This window comes from Actinacidiphila yeochonensis CN732 (assembly GCF_000745345.1).
In the GTDB taxonomy this organism is placed as follows: Bacteria; Actinomycetota; Actinomycetes; order Streptomycetales; family Streptomycetaceae; genus Actinacidiphila; species Actinacidiphila yeochonensis.
On record NZ_JQNR01000002.1, the window covers coordinates 177640 to 193520 of the forward strand.

General features: G+C 69.8%; 21 protein-coding genes. 16 read left to right on the forward strand and 5 right to left on the reverse strand.

Translation table 11 applies throughout. The features are described 5' to 3' along the window. Nucleotides 1–95 precede the first annotated feature (95 nt). Together BS72_RS01220 and BS72_RS01225 are read left to right on the forward strand one after the other, a co-directional pair. The gene (locus BS72_RS01220) at nucleotides 96–917 is read left to right on the forward strand and encodes a helix-turn-helix domain-containing protein (protein ID WP_063835936.1); all 822 of its coding nucleotides are present in this window, start codon (nucleotides 96–98) and stop codon (nucleotides 915–917) included. Between the two features lie 20 nt (nucleotides 918–937). Continuing rightward, on the forward strand, nucleotides 938–1141 hold the full coding sequence (locus tag BS72_RS01225; protein WP_037905453.1) for a DUF397 domain-containing protein: 204 nt from the start codon (nucleotides 938–940) through the stop codon (nucleotides 1139–1141). A gap of 298 nt (nucleotides 1142–1439) precedes the next feature. On the opposite strand, the gene BS72_RS01230 is transcribed toward BS72_RS01225, so the two are convergent. Together BS72_RS01230 and BS72_RS01235 are read right to left on the reverse strand one after the other, a co-directional pair. After that, nucleotides 1440–1982, reverse strand: coding sequence for a GNAT family N-acetyltransferase (locus BS72_RS01230; protein WP_037905456.1), 543 nt, complete (start codon nucleotides 1980–1982; stop codon nucleotides 1440–1442). Continuing rightward, on the reverse strand, nucleotides 1979–2803 hold the full coding sequence (locus BS72_RS01235; RefSeq protein ID WP_051950439.1) for a GntR family transcriptional regulator: 825 nt from the start codon (nucleotides 2801–2803) through the stop codon (nucleotides 1979–1981). Before BS72_RS01235 ends, BS72_RS01230 begins: the two co-directional genes overlap by 4 nt. Nucleotides 2804–3493: 690 nt before the next feature. Here BS72_RS01235 and BS72_RS01240 point away from each other — a divergent pair. From BS72_RS01240 to BS72_RS01290, 11 genes are all read left to right on the forward strand, one after another. Further along, on the forward strand, nucleotides 3494–3748 hold the full coding sequence (locus BS72_RS01240; RefSeq protein ID WP_037905762.1) for a WhiB family transcriptional regulator: 255 nt from the start codon (nucleotides 3494–3496) through the stop codon (nucleotides 3746–3748). A 160-nt stretch (nucleotides 3749–3908) separates the two neighbouring features. Beyond that, nucleotides 3909–4127 (forward strand): hypothetical protein, encoded by a 219-nt coding sequence (locus tag BS72_RS01245; RefSeq protein ID WP_037905459.1) that lies wholly within the window; start codon nucleotides 3909–3911, stop codon nucleotides 4125–4127. Beyond that, on the forward strand, nucleotides 4127–4282 hold the full coding sequence (locus BS72_RS36210) for a hypothetical protein (protein ID WP_157856115.1): 156 nt from the start codon (nucleotides 4127–4129) through the stop codon (nucleotides 4280–4282). Before BS72_RS01245 ends, BS72_RS36210 begins: the two co-directional genes overlap by 1 nt. Continuing rightward, nucleotides 4282–4467 carry a hypothetical protein gene (locus BS72_RS01250; RefSeq protein ID WP_037905461.1) on the forward strand — a complete coding sequence of 62 codons (186 nt, stop codon included), beginning with the start codon at nucleotides 4282–4284 and terminating at the stop codon, nucleotides 4465–4467. The genes BS72_RS36210 and BS72_RS01250 overlap by 1 nt, the downstream gene beginning before the upstream one ends. After that, nucleotides 4464–4694 (forward strand): hypothetical protein, encoded by a 231-nt coding sequence (locus BS72_RS01255; RefSeq protein WP_157856116.1) that lies wholly within the window; start codon nucleotides 4464–4466, stop codon nucleotides 4692–4694. Before BS72_RS01250 ends, BS72_RS01255 begins: the two co-directional genes overlap by 4 nt. Before the next feature lie 171 nt (nucleotides 4695–4865). Continuing rightward, complete coding sequence (locus BS72_RS33445) at nucleotides 4866–6104, forward strand: DUF2637 domain-containing protein (RefSeq protein ID WP_078900922.1); 1239 nt, start codon at nucleotides 4866–4868, stop codon at nucleotides 6102–6104. A gap of 924 nt (nucleotides 6105–7028) precedes the next feature. Next, nucleotides 7029–7370: a hypothetical protein gene (locus BS72_RS01270; protein WP_037905483.1), complete on the forward strand. Its 342-nt coding sequence runs from the start codon at nucleotides 7029–7031 to the stop codon at nucleotides 7368–7370. Next, on the forward strand, nucleotides 7367–8353 hold the full coding sequence (locus tag BS72_RS01275; RefSeq protein ID WP_157856117.1) for a hypothetical protein: 987 nt from the start codon (nucleotides 7367–7369) through the stop codon (nucleotides 8351–8353). Before BS72_RS01270 ends, BS72_RS01275 begins: the two co-directional genes overlap by 4 nt. 14 nt (nucleotides 8354–8367) lie before the next feature. Further along, on the forward strand, nucleotides 8368–8826 hold the full coding sequence (locus BS72_RS01280; protein ID WP_051950441.1) for a hypothetical protein: 459 nt from the start codon (nucleotides 8368–8370) through the stop codon (nucleotides 8824–8826). Between the two features lie 2 nt (nucleotides 8827–8828). Next, nucleotides 8829–9851, forward strand: coding sequence for a hypothetical protein (locus BS72_RS01285; protein ID WP_037905490.1), 1023 nt, complete (start codon nucleotides 8829–8831; stop codon nucleotides 9849–9851). A 166-nt stretch (nucleotides 9852–10017) separates the two neighbouring features. Next, nucleotides 10018–10203 carry a hypothetical protein gene (locus BS72_RS01290; RefSeq protein ID WP_157856118.1) on the forward strand — a complete coding sequence of 62 codons (186 nt, stop codon included), beginning with the start codon at nucleotides 10018–10020 and terminating at the stop codon, nucleotides 10201–10203. Nucleotides 10204–10267: 64 nt separating this feature from the next. On the opposite strand, the gene BS72_RS01295 is transcribed toward BS72_RS01290, so the two are convergent. Together BS72_RS01295 and BS72_RS01300 are read right to left on the reverse strand one after the other, a co-directional pair. Beyond that, on the reverse strand, nucleotides 10268–11074 hold the full coding sequence (locus BS72_RS01295; RefSeq protein ID WP_037905498.1) for an IclR family transcriptional regulator: 807 nt from the start codon (nucleotides 11072–11074) through the stop codon (nucleotides 10268–10270). 97 nt (nucleotides 11075–11171) lie between these two features. Then, nucleotides 11172–12125, reverse strand: a complete 954-nt coding sequence (locus tag BS72_RS01300) for a quinone oxidoreductase family protein (RefSeq protein ID WP_037905499.1) — start codon at nucleotides 12123–12125, stop codon at nucleotides 11172–11174. 476 nt (nucleotides 12126–12601) lie between these two features. Here BS72_RS01300 and BS72_RS01305 point away from each other — a divergent pair, with 476 nt between their 5' ends. Genes BS72_RS01305 through BS72_RS01315 form a run of 3 tightly spaced genes read left to right on the forward strand, consistent with a single transcriptional unit; the run spans nucleotide 12602 to nucleotide 14981 of the window. Further along, the gene (locus BS72_RS01305) at nucleotides 12602–13219 is read left to right on the forward strand and encodes a hypothetical protein (RefSeq protein WP_051950443.1); all 618 of its coding nucleotides are present in this window, start codon (nucleotides 12602–12604) and stop codon (nucleotides 13217–13219) included. Further along, nucleotides 13212–14489: an MAB_1171c family putative transporter gene (locus BS72_RS01310; RefSeq protein ID WP_051950445.1), complete on the forward strand. Its 1278-nt coding sequence runs from the start codon at nucleotides 13212–13214 to the stop codon at nucleotides 14487–14489. The genes BS72_RS01305 and BS72_RS01310 overlap by 8 nt, the downstream gene beginning before the upstream one ends. 36 nt (nucleotides 14490–14525) lie before the next feature. After that, nucleotides 14526–14981, forward strand: coding sequence for an NUDIX domain-containing protein (locus tag BS72_RS01315; RefSeq protein ID WP_037905509.1), 456 nt, complete (start codon nucleotides 14526–14528; stop codon nucleotides 14979–14981). Here BS72_RS01315 and BS72_RS01320 read toward each other — a convergent pair whose 3' ends face one another. Then, complete coding sequence (locus BS72_RS01320) at nucleotides 14982–15878, reverse strand: helix-turn-helix domain-containing protein (protein ID WP_037905511.1); 897 nt, start codon at nucleotides 15876–15878, stop codon at nucleotides 14982–14984. Nucleotides 15879–15881 lie beyond the last annotated feature (3 nt).

The window sequence follows — 15881 nt, forward strand, 5'->3', positions numbered from 1 at the left end:
GTTGCAGCGTCGATGTCCGTCACACTGGCGGTAGACATCGGCAGAGGAGGACGAAGGTGGGACAGCCAGCGCGACGTACGGCTCGCCGGCGCCGGTTGGGCACCGCTCTGCGCGAGTCGCGCGAGAAGGCCGGAGTCAGTCCGGAGCAGGCCGCCAGGGCCATTCACGGTGACAAGTCGAAGATCAGTCGCATTGAGACGGGGCGTCACCGCGTCAGCCGTCTCGAGCTGGAAACGCTGATGGACCTCTTCACCGTGACCGACTCGAAAACGCGTGCTTGGCTCGTGGCGCTCTCGGCCGAGGGGCAGCGCCGAAGCTGGTGGCGCACCCATGGCGACAGGCTTGAGCAGGACTTCAAAGAGTTGCTCACCCTCGAAGAGGATGCTGAGCGAATCGTTGCGTTCCAGCCGCAAGTTCTTCCCGGCCTCGTCCAGACGAAGGAGTACGCCGCTTCGGTCATCAGCTCCAATGACCCGGCCCTGGCTGCTGAACAGGTGGAGTTCTTCGCGGACTTCCGGCTCCGCCGCCAGGAGGTGTTCGGGAGGGCCACGCTCGTTGACTACCTCTGCATCGTGACGGAGGGCGTCTTGCGTCAACGGGTCGGCGGCCCAGAGGTGATGAGAGGTCAACTGCGTCACCTTCTGGAGATCGGGGCAAAGCCCAACGTCGAGATCCGTGTCGTGCCATTCAGTGAGCCGGGCTATATCGGGAGTAGCAGCGGGGCGTTCACGCTCTACAGTTATCCCGATCAACTCGATCTCGACGTCGTGCAGGTGGAATACCTGGACGGAGCCCTGTACCTGGAAGAGGAGAAAACTATTCGAAAATACAGAGAATCGCTTGATCTGCTGCGATCGTCGATGCTGTCGACATCGGAGTCGAACGACCTGATCTCGGAAATCTGCCGAGAGCTGTGACAAACGAAGAAAGTGAAAAAATGCGGCACGACCTGCCGGAACACAAGTGGAAAAAGTCGTCCTATAGCGGGGCGCAACAAGGGGACTGCTTGGAGGTACAGACGACAGACGATGGCCTCATAGCTGCTCGCGACAGCAAGGCGCCTCACCTGGGCGCCTTCGTGTTCGACGCCGCTCAATGGGCGGCGTTCGTCGACGATGTGAAGCACGGTCGCTTCGGATGACCAAACCGTCGGCACCCTGACGCCCTCGGCGCAGCGGCGCCCGGCAGCTACATGTGACAGCGTCCCTCCCCAAGCGTAGTGGGGAGGGACGCTGTACTACTTTCCACCCTCGGAGTCTAATTCGCAACCACTCCTCCGGTGTGAGGGTAACTGGCAAAAGAAGTCTCTCCGAGGGAACTTCAGCGGCGTCACCAGGGTTGAGGCGGGTGCCCATGGGGCCGCCCGTCGGCGCGGCTGGATAAACCTGGTGTCGGTCAATATGCGAGCTGAACTGAGGCCGATTCGAGGCTCCCGGAAGTTACTCCGCCGGATTCCCCAGTCGCGAGAGAGCCGTCCCGACTGAGCGAGCCGGACGCTGGCCCACCCAACCTGACCCGTAGGCCTCCGGCGCGTCGACGGTTCGGACGTGTCGGAAGCCGAGGTGCTTGTAGTAGCTGTGGAGGCGGGTGTTGGTGGTCCAGGCGTCGAGGCGTAGCCATCTGGCGCCGGCACGCGCGGCGTGGTCACCGCACCAGTCGAGGAGTTGGGCACCGAGTCCGGCGCCGTGGCCTGGTGTAGCGAGGGTGAGTTTGTGGACGTAGAAGGCCGGCTCCTTCGCTTCGGCGTCCGTCCAGAGCACGGGATCGGCCAGCCTGTCGAGGGTCACGGTGGCTATGGGGTCCTCAGCCGGGGCCGGTTGGACGAGGTAGACGTCGCCGGCCCGGATGCTGGCGAGGAGGAGTTCGTCCGGGTAGGCGGTGGACCATTGGTCGCTGCCGCGGGCGGATAGCCAGGCGGCGGCGTCGGTGCGGAACCGCTGAAGGCGGGGTACGTCGGCGGTGCTGGCTCTGCGGATGATCACTCGGTGTCGCCGGCCTCGGGGTGCTCGGGCTTCTTGCGCTCGTACACGACCGTGTTGCGCCGGCGGGGGAGGGTGAAGCGGGTGACCTGGACGGGGTTGTCGTCACGGTCGAATCCGGTTGAGGTGAGCTGGATGGCCGGCAGGGAGTTGCCTTCCCCGAGGCCGAGCCGCTCGTTCTCCTCGTCGGTCGTCATGCGGGGCTCCAACTCGTCGATGCTTCTGACGAGTTCGTGTCCGAGCTCGGCGAGGACGGTGTTGGTCCCGCGGGCGACGTTGCCGGGCAGGAGCCAGTCGGTGCCGTCGACGATGCGCATCGCAACGTAGGAGTCGTCGGTGTGTGCGGGGACGCCGTCGACGATGTTCGTGCGCAGCCGTACGCCGACGTGCTCTCCCGGGCGCAGGCCGAGCTTGGTCCTGATCTCCTCGTCGGCCTGCACCACGGTGACGTCGTCCATCCGGGAGGTGCCCTCGCGGGCCGCGGCGTTGACCAGGCGCGTGTAGATGTCGGTGTCCGCGCCGGAGCCGCGTCCGCGGTCGAATTCCTGCTGGGGCAGGAAGATCAGCGGCTGCCAGTCCCGGACCATTGCGCCGCGGGCTCCTGGGCGTGTGTGGACCAGCCCTTCCGCTTTCAGCCGTTCGATCACCCGGTTCATCGCCTGCCGGCTGAGGCCGTAGGCCGTGCCCAGGTCGCCGGCGGTGGGCAGTTGGCCGGCGTTTCCATCGGGCTGCCGGAACTCGCCGCTGAGGATCCGGCTCTGCAGGTCATCGGTGGCGGATTCGACCGTCCACTGTCCTGCGTCGCGAGGGCTGGTGCGCTTCATGCGCGCACTTTACAACCTGACACAGCAGCTTTCTGAATCAGTCTCCAGTGCCTTTTGCCATTCGTTCCAGGCTTTTTGGCGTGCGAGTCTGCGGCTGACGCTCAATCAACTCAACCTGACATGTCAGGTCTTGACGCCTCCGCGTTGATCCCCTACCGTCTTGATCGTCGGCAACCTGACATGTCAGGTTGCAGTTACTTGATCGGTACATCCCAGTAGCTCCGCAAATGCCGCACACAGGACTGATCTCACATTCGAGCACCAGTTCGCTTTCGTGTGCGGCGGGCTCTGGGCGCACGCCCCCGCCCGGACGTCTCCGCCTCGGCGCGAGCACCGAAGGAAGCGGCCGTTCCTTGAGAACTCCACAGCGCGATCCACCGCAGCACGACGGCCGTGAGGACACCGGCCGAGGCGCGTGGAGATCAGCCGGCCGAGAAAGGGCGAACTGCCCACGACGTATCGCGCAACCGGCTCTAAGAACGACGCGGCACACCTTTTGTACTGCGATGACCTGCGGGAATGGCCTCCCCGTAGGAGCAGTCCGCGTCGAGATGAGGTCAACGCGCGCTGGAAACGCGCACCGCACGAGCTATCGCGGTCGCCGACGCCTGCAATCCCGGGCGTCGACGTCCGCGGCCGCTTGTGGCCAGCTTCCGCCGCTACACCGACCACGACGACAAGGAGAACCCGATGGACTGGCGTCACCGCGCCACCTGCCGCTACGAGGACCCGGAGCTGTTCTTCCCGATCGGCAACACCGGCCCCGCCCTGATCCAGATCGAGGAAGCGAAGGCAGTCTGCCGCCGCTGCCCGGTGATGGAGACCTGCCTGCAGTGGGCGCTGGAGTCCGGCCAGGAGGCCGGCGTCTGGGGCGGCCTGAGCGAGGACGAGCGCCGCGCCATGAAGCGCCGCGCCGCCCGCCGCCGGGCGAGCCAGAGCGCCTGACCAGGCGACCCCATCCCGCTTCGGCGGCCTGACCAGCCCCCGGAGCAGTCGAGCACTACCCCGCCCCAACGGGAGCGGCCCCGACGCGCGGACCAGGCGCAGTCGGGGCCGCGGAGCAACCAACTCGGATCTCGCCAGATCTCACAACGGAGTTGATCGCGTGGACACCACCATGCCCGATGCCGCACTCACCGCGGTACCCGATCCCGCCTCGCCGGCCCTCCTCCGCCCCGTCAGCCCCGCCTTCGCCCGCACCGCCCAGCTCTCCACGCTCAGCGCGATCGAGCGCGAGGACGACCAGGCCGGCTTCGAGGCCGAGCCCGACAACGCCCCCGCCGCCACGCCCCGGCTGCGGGCCGTCCGTACGGCGGTGGCCTGATGGACCGCCGCGCGTGGAAGCACCACGCCGCCCAGGCCCACGACGCCGGCTCGGCCGCCGACAACGCCCGGGCCCTCGCGCAGCGCCTGCGGCACAAGGACGACCAGGCCGCCCCGTCGCGTCCGGCGGCCGCCACCGCAGGGGGAGGCGCCTGATGCCCCTCAACTTCAGCTTCGGCGACGCCCGCCGCCACGGCAGCAGCGGTAGCGGCAACACCATGGGCAAGCCCTCCAAGACCGCGAAGGCCGCGGACCGCGCCGGCTGGAAGACCTACGACGAAACCGACGGATTCCGGCCTGGCAAGAGCGCGGGCGGCCGCCGGTGGGGGAGGCGCTCGTGAGCGACCAGCGCCTGCAGCTGGCCTGCGGCACGATCACGGCCCGCCGCCTGCACCTGTTCCGCATCGACGAGAACGGCCAGCGGGTCCCGATGACCGAAGGCGAGATCGCCAGCGCGGTCGAGGACGCCCGTCGGCTACGTCGGCGGCTGTTCACCGATCCACCCCCTCGTCCCACCGAACTCGCCCTGCTCCTCGGACACGACGCCGAGGCCGCGCCGGGCGGCTGACCTGACCCAGAACGGCGAACGAGGCGGGCCTCGACGGTGACGCGTCGGAGGCCAAAGACCGCTCGCGCGATCGCCGAGGCGGCTCCCGCCGCACCACCTGGTGACCACCCAGACCGGCCGCCCCGGAGAAATTCTCCCCTCGGGGGCGGCCACCCCTCGTGAAGGATTCCCATGCCCACCGGCGCCCGCATCCAGCTGACCCCTCTGCAGCGCAGGCTCATCGTCGCCGTCGCCATCGGAGCGGCAGTGATCGCGGCCATCGGCTTCGTCGGCTCTTACGCTGCCGTCCGCACCCTGGCCGAGGCCAAAGGGTTCGGCCGCTTCGCCCTCGCGTTCCCCATCGGTGTCGACGCCGGCATCCTCGTCCTCCTCGCCCTGGACCTGCTCCTGACGTGGCTGCGGATGCCGCTCGGCATGCTCCGCCACACCGCGTGGTTCCTCACCGGGGCCACCATTGTGTTCAACGCCGCCGCGGCCTGGCCCGACCCCGTAGGCACCGGCATGCACGCCGTGATCCCAGTCCTGTTCGTCGTCATGGTGGAGGCGGCACGGCACGCCATCGGCCGGGCGGCGGACCTCACGGCCGGCCGCCACATGGACTCCGTCCGCGTCTCGCGCTGGCTGCTCGATCCAGTCTCCACGTTCTTCCTGTGGCGCCGCATGAAGCTGTGGGAGCTGCGCTCCTACGACCAGGTCATTGCCCTGGAGCAGCAGCGGAAGATCGAGCGGGCACGCATGCGCTCCAGGTACGGCCGGAGGTGGCGCGACAAGGCGCCGGTCGAAGCCGTGCTCGCGCTGCGCCTTACCCGGTACGGCCGCGAGATGGGCGCCCCGATTGAGGGGGTGCTCGACATCGAGCACGCCCCGACCGACGCATCGCAGCTCGCTCTGGCGACGCCGCGCGTGGCGATTACGGCGAGCACGTTCGACGCCGTGGCGAAGGAAGCCATTGCCGTCGTCGAGGCGCAGCCGAGTGCAGCTCTGCCGCCCGCTCCCAAGCCGCAGCCGCAGCCGCAGCCGTCCCCGCAGCCGCAGCCGCAGCCGCAGCCGCAGCCGTCCCCGCAGCCGCAGCCGCAGCCGTCCCCGACCCCGCAGCCGCAGCCGTCCCCGCAGCCGCAGCCGTCCCCGCAGCCGCAGCCGCCTGCGCGCTCCAGGGCCAAGCCGAAGGCGAGTGCGCAGCCGAAGGCCAAGCCGACGCCGCCGCGCACCCCGGAGGAGATGGCACAGCTCCTCCTTGACGCCCTCCCGATCAACGAGAAGTGCCTGCGCGCCAACAACAAGCAGGCGTCGCTCCGGACGCTCCAGAGCGAACTCGGCATCGGCCAGCGCACCGCCCAGACCATCCAAGCTCAGCTCCCCAAGACTCTCGCCGCCGCGCTCGCGGCCGACCAGAACATGAAGGAGGCGTGACATGCCGGCCGAACCGGACATCGACGAATGGGCCGTCCAGGCCGGCTCATCGCCCTCATCGACGGCACCACGGCGGATGCGCAGCCGCAGCCGAGTGCGCAGTTGGATGCACTCGCAGCCGCAGCCGCCGTGGTGCAGCCGTAGCCGCAGCCGACCGCGGATGCAGATGCGCAGCTGGATGCGAGTGCGCAGTCGGATGCACCGCAGCCGCAGCCGACCGCGGATGCAGATGCGCAGCTGGATGCGAGTGCGCAGTCGGATGCACCGCAGCCGCAGCCGCCGTGGTGCAGCCGTAGCCGCAGCCGACCGCGGATGCAGATGCGCAGTTGGATGCGGCTGCGCAGTCTTCGCGCCACCAGCGCATCCATCCGTGGTGGTCCGGCCGGTCCACCAACCTCCCCCAGGACGAGGCGGATGCGGCTGCGCAGCCCCTGCCCGCCCAGGCCAAGGCCGACGTCTTCAAGGACGCGGCTACGCAGCCGGTCGAGACGGAGGAAAGGGAGGAGGAGAGGTCGAGAGGTTGAGGGCCAAGAAGTTGGAGCCTGAGTAAGAACAACCTCGACGACGAGGTCCGTAAGGCCGGCGGCGCCCTCTCCACCGACCGCGCACTATTGCTTGCTCGCGTCCTCGAGTAGCCGCCCTCAGTGGCGGGTAACGCCGGCAGCGGACCGCACCGTGCCGCCCTGCGGAGGTCCGGGCCCTACCAGCAACTGGCGAATCGGACCTCCTACCCGAGCCCTACCGACCTTCCTACCTACGGTAGAAATGCCTGGTCAGAGGGTTGGTAGGCGGTAGGTCACGCCACCCGGCCGGCCGCATCACGGCCGCCACCCTCGCCGGGGGAGAAGCGCGCATCGCGCCCCCGGGCCTTCTCCCCGCCGTCGGCATGTGCCGACCGCCATCGAAGTCCCCCTGGAGCCATCCATGTTCTGGCACCGTCTCGCCGCCTTCTTCGGGCGCCGTGAGCAGTTCCCGGAGATCGACACGGTCACGATCTACCCGCCCAGCGCAGCGTCCCCCCGCTCCAGCGGCGACGCCCGTACGTGCGCGTCCGGACCGCAGGCCGACTCGCTTCCGCGCGGATTCCACCCGGCCGACACCGAACGGTCCGCCGACCATCCGACCGGTCCGGACCGGCCGGAGACCCGCGAGCCGGGCCGGACCGCGGACCGCTCTCCCGATCCGGCGCTCCCCGCCGCCGACGAGCTCGCCGCCCGCGAACACATGACCACGGCCATCAACCGCTTCGGATGGGGGACCGCATGAGCACCGATCAGGGCCAGACCGGCGCGGTCGACGTCCTCCTGGCGTCGATCGACGAGGTCCTGGCCGACGCAGGGAGCGCCCCGCCGGCCGCAGATCCGGCACCGGCGGCCGCTGCCCCCACCCCGACCCAGGACCCGACTCCCGACCAGCCCCGCGCCGAGCCGTCCACGCCGCCGGTGAAGGCCGCTGAGCCCGTCACCGGCTGGTCCGGCGTTCCGCGGCCCGGCGCCCCCGAGCCCCGCACGGCCCCCGACCGCCCCCGCCAGGACGACTGGTGGGACCACGTCTACAAGGACCAGAACGCCGACCTCGACACCAACACCGGCAACCTGCCGAGCCGCCGTCCACCCGCGGGTAAGGCGCCCGCCGCCGCGCAGGCGCCGGGCGTTGTCAGCGGGGCGCCGGCAACCGTCGCCGATCTGGACAAGCACCAGGAGCCGGTGCCCTCCACCGAGCAGGAACCCGCGATCCCGCCGGACGACGCCGAGGAGAGCACGGCGAGTAACTGGGCCCGGATCACCGAACTGCTCTTCATCCAGACGACCGGCACGGAGTCCGGCGGGCCGAAGGGCCCCAACCACCGGCTGCGGAAGCTCGCCTACAACGGCACTGCCGCGGGCGCCGGTTGGGGGCTCGGACTGGTCTCCCTCTTCGAGTACGTCGTCGACAGTTCCACCGCCTACGCCGTCCCGGTCACCGCGGTGGCGCTCGCGGCCGGCGTCACCTCGATCGCCCTGCGCATCAAGGGGAGCGGCTTCATCCTTATCGGCGCGCTCGGCCTGACCACGCTCTTCCAGATGGTCACACCCGGATGGGTCGTCGGCGCGGGAATCCCGCTGGTCCTGTGGCCGATCGACGCGCGCTTGCGGATCTGGCTTCAGCGGGCCGATCCGACCTCGAAGGCGTGGAAGGCCGTCGCCTGGGTGCTCCGCATCCCCCTTGCCACCGCCGCCATCGCACTCCTCCTGCACGGAACCAACTGAGAGGCCCCGCCACCATGTACACCGCAGCCGGCCCCGTGAACCTCGCCGCCCCGTCGGCCGGCACCCACTTCCTGGGGGCCGTCGGCTCCGGCGGTGCGGCCCTCGTCGTGACCGTGGTCCTCATCCTCGGTATCCGGGGCAAGGGCAAGATCCGTCTCACCCACGACAGCGCGGTCATCACCGGCTTCATCGCCGGACAGCTGTACGCGATGGCCGGCGGAGTGTGGACCGCCCCGGGAAACATGTCCGACGGCCTCGCCCAGGCGGTCCAGCAGGGCTTCGGCTCGGGCGGCAACGTCGGCATGGGCGCCGTCGCCCTGTGCATGGGCGCCATCGCCTACGGCTCCAAGCTCAAGCCCGGCCCGGCCTCGGTCCTTGGCATCCTGACCGCGCCGATCTTCGCCGCGGCCGGCGGCATCTTCGCCATCTTCACCACGGTGCTCTCGTCGGGCCTGAACCAGCTGATCGGCTGACCATGACCATCAACCTGCACAAGCCCAAGGACATCCGGGAGCAGCAGCCGGCCGCCGACCCCGACCTGCCCGACGAGGTGCCCGCGGCGGGGTACGAGCCGAACGGCCCCGATGAACCCGCGGAAGAAGTCGGCGACAGCCCGCAGGACGAGGGCCAAGAGGAGCCCTCCGCGGAGGTCGGGGAGCCGCGCCGCCGGGCGCTGGCCTTCCCGGACCTGCGCCCCTACCTGGTCGTCAGGGGCGGCCGCAAGGCCGTCGTCCGCGGCACCGTGATCATCGTCCGCTGGGCGCACGGTCTGACCGCCGGCCAGTCGGCCCCTGCTGGTAAGCCGGCGGAGAAGGACAAGCCGGCGGAGCCGGCGGCAGGCGGCCGGAAGCGGCAGGGGGAGCGGGTGACCGCGGACGTCGTGCTCGCCACGGTGTTCGTCGGCGGCTGCGTCGCACTGACCGCGGCGCGCTACCTCCTCTACGTGATCATCTTCGTGGTCGTCGTCTTCCTCCCGGCGGCCTACCTGGTGGGCGCCTGGGCAGCCGAAGCCGCCGGGGGAGAGGCCAACAACCGGCCTTCTCCCCCGGCGTCGGACGCCGCGCGGGCACTGGATCAGGACAACGTCGCCGAACCCCCGGATCGACGAGGGGAGATGGGGCACACTGACCGCGGCGAGCCCCGGGCGGAGGACGGCGCCGACGCCTTCTCGGAACCGACCGAGGAGGAGCGGCAGGTGGCCCTCTACGAATGGGTCCGGGGCATGATCGGGAAGAGGAACGGTGTCCACCTGCGCACCCTCTTGGACGACCTCAACCATGAGCGTGAGCGGGAGGGGCTGGGAGAGGTCTCGATGGCCGACCTGCGGGCCTTCCTGGAGGGCCGCGGCATCCCCGTCCAGGACCAGCTCAAGGTGGGCAAGCACAACCGGTCCGGTGTGAGGCGAACCGACCTTCCGGAGGGCTTCACTCCCCTCCTTGGCCCTGACGGGCACGCGGTGCGCCTACTTCCCCGCCTACCACCCTCTGACCTGCGATAACTACCTACGACCTACCAGCCGCCTACCTCCGAGGTAGGCGGCGCGTCCGGCCACTGCCGGGCGTTTCGTCCCTCGTCGAAGCGCCCGGCGGCCCGCCGGCGACCAGACGAGGAGCCTTGCTTCTGTGCCCGGCTACCGGTGCGAATCGTGCCGCACCACCTATCCCGTGGGCCCCGAGGGCCTGGACGCCGTACGGGACCGTCACCGCCACAAGTTCCACGACGACGGTGTCCCCGACGAACACATCGTCGACGATGGCGTCCGGCCGCTGTCCGGCCGGCAGGTGCTGTTCGTCCTCGCGGTCCTGATCGCGGCCTCCCTCGTCTGGAAGGCCATGGCCGTGCTGGGGTGAGCCGGGCCGGCGAACGGAAACGGCCCCGCGGGCGTTCCGCGGGGCCGTGAACGAGCTTCGGGACCTACTGGTCGGTGGGCCAGCCGCCGCCGAGCTGGCTGAGCTGCGCGGCCGCCTTCACCGTGGCGTCGATGAAGTGCTGCGGCGCCTCGGGCATGACGTGCACCGGCTTGAGCAGCAAAACGGCGCCCTGGATGGTGTCGTCCCAGATGACCGGCGCGGCGATCGAGTTCCAGTTCGCCATGCACTCCTGCAGGCCCAGGGCGAAGCCCTGCTCGCGGATGTCGCCCAGGGAGGCCAGGAACGCGTCGCCGTCCTTGATGACCCCGGGCCCGGCCTCGTCGGGTATCGGACCGTGGGCCACACGCTTCTGTATCGACTCGTTCATGAAGGCGAGGATCGTGCGGCCCGAGGCCCCGGTGCGCAGCGACCGGGACACGAAGAGCACGTCGCGCGGTGTCATGCCGAGCTCGATCAGGTCGCTGTCACCGACGGCCATGTCGTAGCACTGGCGGCCGGCGCCGCCGAAAGGCGCCTTGAGGTAGAGGAACACCAGGCCGCCGTCGGTCTGCAGGCGCAGGTTCTGCAGGACTTCCCGGGACTCGTCGCCGGACAGGTTGTCGTCCGAGAGGGCGTACAGGCCGAGGTCCGCCGCGCCGGTGCCGAGCTGGTACAGCCCGCGGCCGGCGCGCACGAAGGTCTTCTTGTACGTTCCGCTGGTCAGGATCCGGCTGACGGTCGAGTCGTCGAGGTCGGCCGTTCTCGCGATGTCGGTGAGCCGCTGCGCACCGCCTCCTAGCTCGATGAACGCCTGCTGCACACGGAAGACGCGTTCGGTATGGCTGGATCCCTTGGCGCTGCGCTCGGTCATAGGCCGTACTCCCCTTGGTGCCGCCCCGCACCCCTCCCGCAGGGGCGCTCCGCCTGACGCGAAGGGGTGACCTTCGCGTGAGCCGGCACCTCGGATATTACTTGTTGGTATCGAGGCTGACCTTGCCGGTCGCCGACCGGGAGCTGAGACTACGGTGCGCCTCCGCGGCGTCGGCGAGCGGGTACGTGCCGCCGTCGATGACCTTCAGGCTGCCGTTGCTGACGGCCGCGAACAAGCCCTTGGTCGAGCGGGCCAGAAGCGTGCCCCGTTCCGCGGCGTACAGGTGCGGGAGCCAGAAGCCGGCCATGGTGATCGAGTTCTGCAGCAGGGTGTGCACCTCGACGTTGGTGAGCTCGCCGCTCGCGAAGCCGTAGACCGCCAGGCGGCCGCGCGGGGCGAGGGCTGCGACGGTCTGGTGCAGCGTCGAACCGCCGGTCATCTCGAGCGCGGCGTGCACGGGTCCGCCGGCGGCTTCCTTGATGCGCTCGGCGAGGTCCTCCTCGGTGGAGGAGTCGACGACGGCGGAGGCGCCGAGGTCCAGCGCCAGCTGACGCTTCTCGTCCGTGCTCGCCAGGGCGATCACCTTCGCGCCGACCTGCGCGGCCAGCTGCACGGCGAGTGAGCCGACTCCTCCGGCGGCGGCCGGGATGACGACCTTCTCCCCTTCCGTGACGCGGGCGACCGTGAAGAGCAGATGCCAGGCGGTGTTGCCCTGCAGTGCCAGGGGGACCGCCTGCTGGTCGCTCACGCTGTCGGGGATCTCCCAGTGCAGGCTGCGGCGTACCGCGACCTTCTCCGCGTACCCGCCTCCCTGGGTGAGGGCGACCACGCGCTTGCCTTCGGGGGTCGTTCCGACGACCTCGTTGCCGGGGATATAGGGCAGTTCGACCGGGGCGAGGTAGGTATTGCCCCTTACGTGAATATCTGCGTAGTTGATTCCGGCTCTGGTGACGTCGAGGAGCACTTCGGTCCGGCGCGGCTCGGGGTCCGGAACCTCCTCCAGCTTCAGGACCTCGGGTCCGCCGAATTCGTGCATCGTGATGGCGCGCACAGTTCTCCAGGTTCAATGATCAAGTCCGGGGGTGGTTGCCCAACAGGCTAAGCCACGTCCCCGGGGCGCCCCTGACCTGCACCCTTCTTAGCCCCGATTTCTCACCTGCTGAGAAATGAGGCCCCCTTTTCTCGCCCGCCGAGAAAGTTTAATGGCTAACTTTCTCGCCACATGAGAAAAGGAATTCATGCTTGCATTTTTGCGATAGGGGTGGACATAGTGATGCCCGCCTCCGTGCGCGTAGTGACTGAAAAGTTGCTCGCCGTTGCGGCCGCCGGGGGTGCAGGGGGTCTCACACCCATGGGTTCGCGCGTGCGGCGCGTACCTCTCTGACGCACGAGTAGAACATGTGTTCGAGTAGGGTGGTCCTCCTCCTGCGGAGCCGTACGGGACGGACGAGGGGTGGAGGACCGATGAGGAGCTGGGGACCGCGCATACGATCGATCAAAGGTGCGGCGGAGCCCCTGCTCTCCAGAGTGCCCTCCCCGCACACCGCCGCACTGCGGCAGCTGTCCTCCCACCGTGAAGGGCGGCGCCAGCGGCGGGAACTCCAGCAGGAAGTCGAGGAGATCGTCGCCTCGATGCCGATCCCGGAGCCCTTCGACCTCGACCGTCTCGTCGCCAACATCGAAGAGGTCCGTAACCGCCAGATCGCGTTCGTGCCGATCCCCGACGCACTGGTGGCCGACACCGGCCTGTGCGGGCTGTGGGTCAAGCACGCGAGCGAGCCGATCGACCTGATCCTCCACGCGCAGAGCGCCTCCCCCTTCCACCAGCAGCGCATCAAGCTCCACGAGCTCGTGCACGTCTGGCGCGACGACGCCGTCGGCGTCACAGCCGAGGAGATGGCCGAACTGCTCCAGACCGGCCTGTCCTCCCCACTGGTCGAGCGCCTCATCGGCAGCGGGAAGATCGCCGCCCGCCGCCGCTACGAAACACGCAAGGAACTGCGCACCGAGTCGGCTGCCGCCCTCATCCACGAGCAAGCCCTTCAGCCCGCGTACATCGAAGACGTCACCGCCCGCCGTCTGGCCGAGGACTTCACCTTCCCCCTCGGCGGCCCGTCCACCACCCGAGGGGATCACCATGTCTGACGTATTCGCCTACCTCATAGCGGGCCTGCTGCTCCTGCAGGCCCTGCTCAGAATCCCCGCCGCGCTCAAAGGCAGAGTGCGCGAACGCTCCTTGTGGGGCGCCTTCGCCGCCCTGGCCGCCGCCTGGCTGACCCGCACCACCCTGGGCCGGTCCGCCATCAACACGCTCGGCATCGAGGACTTCTCCTACCTGGTCAAGCACGTCCTCGCCATCCTCGGGATCTGCGTCCTGCTGCGGTACGTCACCGCGGTCTACAGCAGCACCGAAAGGTCCGCGGACCTGCCGCGCACCGTCCGCATCTCCGCCCTCGTGCACCGGATCGCGACCCGGGCCTCCCTGCTCACCGTCGCGGTGATGGCCGCGGTGTTCTTCACCCTGCTGGACACCGCGGTCTCCGACACCCCGTACTTCATGGCCCGGCACGCCGGCCAGCCCGGACTCGCCGTCTACATGTCGCTGTTCTACCTGTACACCGCGGCCGCCGCCGCGGTCTGCGCCGTGCAGTGGGGAGGCGCCGTCCGCCAGGCGCCGATGCGGTCCCTGCGCATCGGCCTGAGCATGATGTCGCTGGCCATGAGCCTGGCCGTCCTCTACGCGATCCTGCGCACCGCCTACGTCGTGCTCATCACGATCACCCCGGTCTCCGAGAGCTTCGCCAACAACCAGGAGACGGTCACCGACTCGCTGCTGTACGCCACGTTCCTGCTCTGGGGCTTCGGCGCCATCGCACCGGCCACCCGCGCCGCGCAGGGCCGCTTCCGGGCGATGCAGGACCTGACGGCAATCCACCCCCTGTGGCGCGACCTGGCCCTCACCGCCCCCGACGTCGTCCAGCGCCGCCCCAGCCAGCTCCTCGCCGGCGTACCGCTCCTCGCCCGGTTCGACACCGTGCGGGACCTGGTCGGCTACGACAGCTCCCCGTCCATGCGGCTGGCCCGTTACGTCACCGAAATCCGCGACGTCATCCACGAGCTGCGCCGCCACGCGCCCCACGAGCTGGCCGAGCGTTCCGTACAGCGGGCCGAGGAGACGGCCACCGGCCCGGACCGCGAGACCGCGGCCGAGGCCTACTGGATCCGGGCGGCCCGGGCTGCGTTCTTCGGCCGCCCCTCCGGGCAGCCGGCGCCCTTCCCGTTCCCGGCCGGCGACGACTTCGCCGCCGAGGTGCCCCATCTGCGCGACGTGGCCGCCGCGTACGGTCGCATCAAGCCCACCGAGGTGACCGCGCTGCTCAGCGGCCCGCCGGCCGTCCAGCCCGCCTCGTCCTGACATCCTGACCGGCCCCGAGCAACGGAGCACAGCACCATGACCCACGCGACCACCGAGGCCTCGGCCGCGGCCATCCTCACCGACGAGGAGGGCCGGGTGCTCATCGTGAAGCCGACCTACAAGCCGGGATGGAACCTGCCCGGCGGCCGGATCGACGAAGGAGAGACGCCGCGGCGCGCCTGCGCGCGCGAACTGTTCGAGGAGCTCGGCGTCCGGGTCACGCCCGGGCGGCTGCTGGCCCACGCCTACGTGGCGCCGCCCGGCCGGCCGGGCGCCCACGTGTACTACGTCTTCGACGGGGGGCCGCTGACCGTCGAGCAGCAGAAGGAGATCCGACTCCAGGAGAGCGAACTGGCGGAGTGCCGGTTCAGCTTCCCCGACGACATCCCGATCGAGGACATCCCGCCGGCGGTCCGGCCGCTGTGGTCGGCAGCGCTCGCAGCCCGGGAATCAGAGGGCCCGGCCTACCTCGAATTGCCGGAGAACGGCTGATTAGTGACCTTCACCAGCCGGCCGCTGGCCGGCCTTGCCCAGCAGGCCGGCAAACGTGTCGCTGATGAACTGCATGAGCTCGGGAGGGACCCCGCCGCTCTCGCCGCCGCGGGCCGCCATCACGCCGAAGTCCTGGCGCACGTTCTTGATGCGGGCCACGATCTGGGCGACCTCGCGGTCGTTGCTGCGGAAGAAGACCGGCGGCACGTCCATGGCGGCCGCCAGGGCGTCCAGGACGTCGTCGCCGGCCTCGGTCTGCTCGCCGGTGCGCAGCGCGCGCACCAGCTGCTCGTTCAGCAGCAGCCGGCCGGCCGCCTTGTTCGCCGCGCGGGCCAGGTCCTCGTCCGAGGGCCGGTTCGCCGGCACGTAGGTCCGCTCCAGCAGGTATGTGATCTTCTCCGCGACGGTCTGCGGGGGCGCAGCGGCCGCCATCAGCACCGGCGCGGAGGCCGGGACGTCGGGCACCACGGCCGGCACCTCGTTGCCGAAGCTGCGCTCCTGCGCGGCAAGCAGCTCCTGGAGCGTCACGCCGTAGGCGACGGCCAGCGGCTGCACGAAGTCCTCGGACAGCCGGCGTACCCCGCCCTCGGCCTTGCGGATCGGGCTGGGGCTGGAGGTGCCGATGAAGGCGGGGGTTTCCTTCTGCGTGTAGCCGGCGTCGCACCGCAGGTCAGCAAGGTTCGGCAGGCCGTGCCGCGGGGCGAGCTCGTTGAGGTCCATCTCGACCAGCGCGGCCAGCTTGGGCAGCTTCTCCGGGGGCGGGGTGGTCTCTCCGCCCTCGTACTTGGCGACGGCCGCTTCGCGGACGCCGAGGCCCTCCGCGATGAAGCCCTGGGTCCTGTTCCGTTCCCGCCGCCGCGCGCGGAACTTCTCGCGGTCGAAGATGCGTTCGGGCATACG

Coding starts and splice junctions, on each gene's coding strand:
- BS72_RS01225 (WP_037905453.1), top strand. CDS start 938: ATGCGGCACGACCTGCCGGAACACAAGTGGAAAAAGTCGTCCTATAGC.
- BS72_RS01235 (WP_051950439.1), bottom strand. CDS start 2,803: ATGAAGCGCACCAGCCCTCGCGACGCAGGACAGTGGACGGTCGAATCC.
- BS72_RS01240 (WP_037905762.1), top strand. CDS start 3,494: ATGGACTGGCGTCACCGCGCCACCTGCCGCTACGAGGACCCGGAGCTG.
- BS72_RS36210 (WP_157856115.1), top strand. CDS start 4,127: ATGGACCGCCGCGCGTGGAAGCACCACGCCGCCCAGGCCCACGACGCC.
- BS72_RS01250 (WP_037905461.1), top strand. CDS start 4,282: ATGCCCCTCAACTTCAGCTTCGGCGACGCCCGCCGCCACGGCAGCAGC.
- BS72_RS33445 (WP_078900922.1), top strand. CDS start 4,866: ATGCCCACCGGCGCCCGCATCCAGCTGACCCCTCTGCAGCGCAGGCTC.
- BS72_RS01270 (WP_037905483.1), top strand. CDS start 7,029: ATGTTCTGGCACCGTCTCGCCGCCTTCTTCGGGCGCCGTGAGCAGTTC.
- BS72_RS01275 (WP_157856117.1), top strand. CDS start 7,367: ATGAGCACCGATCAGGGCCAGACCGGCGCGGTCGACGTCCTCCTGGCG.
- BS72_RS01280 (WP_051950441.1), top strand. CDS start 8,368: ATGTACACCGCAGCCGGCCCCGTGAACCTCGCCGCCCCGTCGGCCGGC.
- BS72_RS01285 (WP_037905490.1), top strand. CDS start 8,829: ATGACCATCAACCTGCACAAGCCCAAGGACATCCGGGAGCAGCAGCCG.
- BS72_RS01295 (WP_037905498.1), bottom strand. CDS start 11,074: ATGACCGAGCGCAGCGCCAAGGGATCCAGCCATACCGAACGCGTCTTC.
- BS72_RS01310 (WP_051950445.1), top strand. CDS start 13,212: ATGTCTGACGTATTCGCCTACCTCATAGCGGGCCTGCTGCTCCTGCAG.
- BS72_RS01315 (WP_037905509.1), top strand. CDS start 14,526: ATGACCCACGCGACCACCGAGGCCTCGGCCGCGGCCATCCTCACCGAC.
- BS72_RS01320 (WP_037905511.1), bottom strand. CDS start 15,878: ATGCCCGAACGCATCTTCGACCGCGAGAAGTTCCGCGCGCGGCGGCGG.